The sequence below is a fragment of the Oscillatoria sp. HE19RPO genome (assembly GCF_024220515.1).
Classification (GTDB): domain Bacteria; phylum Cyanobacteriota; class Cyanobacteriia; order Cyanobacteriales; family Laspinemataceae; genus Laspinema.
This window is the reverse complement of sequence record NZ_JAMXOT010000485.1, coordinates 1-1,932: the sequence shown is the minus strand read 5'-3', so window position 1 is coordinate 1,932 and position 1,932 is coordinate 1. Positions and strand designations below refer to the sequence as shown.

The 1,932-nt window shown below is 42.5% G+C and carries 2 protein-coding genes and 1 pseudogene; all 3 read right to left on the bottom strand.

Features of this window, described 5'->3' with window-relative positions; translation table 11 throughout:
- Positions 1-212 (bottom strand): annotated as a pseudogene (locus NG833_RS29920) (IS701 family transposase); the annotation flags it as partial.
- 271 nt (positions 213-483) lie between these two features.
- The gene (locus tag NG833_RS29915) at positions 484-885 is read right to left on the bottom strand and encodes a transposase (RefSeq protein WP_309143900.1); all 402 of its coding nucleotides are present in this window, start codon (positions 883-885) and stop codon (positions 484-486) included.
- A 361-nt stretch (positions 886-1,246) separates the two neighbouring features.
- Positions 1,247-1,585 carry a hypothetical protein gene (locus NG833_RS29910; protein WP_254568906.1) on the bottom strand — a complete coding sequence of 113 codons (339 nt, stop codon included), beginning with the start codon at positions 1,583-1,585 and terminating at the stop codon, positions 1,247-1,249.
- Positions 1,586-1,932 lie beyond the last annotated feature (347 nt).

Here is a 1,932-nt window from a genome sequence, read left to right as displayed (position 1 = left end):
AAAGTAACAAGCAAATAAGCACTACAGACAAGTGACCACCATTTTTCGATATCCGAGTAATGAGTCAGCCTCCAATCGGCCCATCCCAACTCAGACTTACATTGCCTAAATCCATATTCAACCCAAGTTCTATCTCCGTATATATCCCCTACATTTTTATAATTAAGGCTTGGAATATTGCTCATCACAAAACTTGTTGTTTTTTCCGGCAAAGCCTTTTTATCTGTTGTAATTTCCTAATAAGTTATCCGTCCTTTTTTACCAAAAAACAACCTCTCTTATATAGCGAGTTTCTGTTTTACCCTGATTCATATTCCGGGTAAATGTTGTCCATTCATTGGCTGAAACGCTTTGTCCTTCAGGTAGCCAGACTCCATGATTACTCCTGATTGACACCATATACAAAATTCCTAATTCCTCCAGGTTTTTCAAAAAATAAGCCTCACTTTCCCCATAAAGACTATCGGCTAATACCAATTCTATTTATAACCCAAGGTGGACCATTTCTTCAATTAATCCGGCGGCAATTTGAGGTTTGGTTTTATAAACATCTCCCGGCTTTAAGCATTTTTGAGGCTTGAAGACTTCAAAGAGGATTGGAAAAGTTATTCCCTCAATTAATCCGTAAGCAACTACAGATACAATTCCGTTTTCTACCTTTCCTAATCGACCGATATATTGCCGAGCTACATAATCATGTTTTTTGCCTTTTTTAGGGTCTCCTGTCTCATCAATAATCACCCGAATTTTGCGACCTTTTAAATGATTTGAAATGAGCTGAATTCTCGAATTTCTGTGCTGGTGAATGTCCCAAGGAGAGCGAGTCATAAAATGGTGTAACCCCTGGGCGTTTTCCAGTCCCAAAACTTTCGCGATTTCCCGCACAACTTTTTCGTTTTATTTCGGATAATATTCCTACATGAATATTCTTAAATGCCTCATAAGTCTTAACATCTGAAAACAGGCTTTTATAGTTTTCACAGTATTCATCAATTAGAGGGAGGGTGGGCTTGGCTGGTTTTGGGGCAATCATGGTCCTACTCTGGCTTTCAGCCATTTTTTTTATTATACTCTACCCAGAGTGACAGAAGAGGGTTATGTAGTTAGAATAGCACCGATTAAAAAGACCCTCTTAATGGTTTAAGAGGGTCTTTACAATTGAATCAGGGTCAAGGTTTCGGGTGCAAAATCCGCATCAATTCGTTGAACAATAAGTCAACACCTTTAGCAGCAGTCTGGCTACAGATTAACTTCCCGAATCGCTTCGCTTTCTCGCCTCACCCTTTTTCACCGGCGCGGTAGTTTTGCCCTCGGTTTCCACCAGCGTGGGGAAGTCTAGGGCTAGGGTCAAGTTTTGCTCAACCTGTCGGACGATCGCGGGGGAAAGTAATGGCCCTAATTGAGTCTTGAGAGTTGCGATCTCATCCTGCTGTTGTTTTAGTAACAGCTTGGAATGGAAGATTTCAGGGTTCTCATTATATTGCCGGTTGCGAGAATCGTAGAACTCAGCGAGTTGTTTTGAGATCGCGCTATCGGGGCGGTTTCTTGTCGGTGCGATCGCCGTGACGATCCACAAATACAACATCTGGCGAAATATCTTGGATCCAGACTTGTTTACCTGCTCCTTGTCGCCGGATGAGTTTTCAACCCCTGCGTAGCCTAATCGCTGTTTGAAACGAGCTCGCCAGTTGCGATAATTCCCAGAATGCAGGAACCGCTCGATCGGGTAAATTTGGGAGATGACCCAACATTTAGTCCGTAGACCCATCCCTAGATCATCCATCACCTGGTTAGGGTATTGCAACAAATAAATCACCCAAATGCGATGCTTAAGGAACTAAAAAGACGTTCTTAGCCCGCGCAGGCACCGCTTCGTCCGTATAGCCCCACCCTTGAGGGTGTGGGTTTTTGGGTATTTTATTTTTTGGAGTT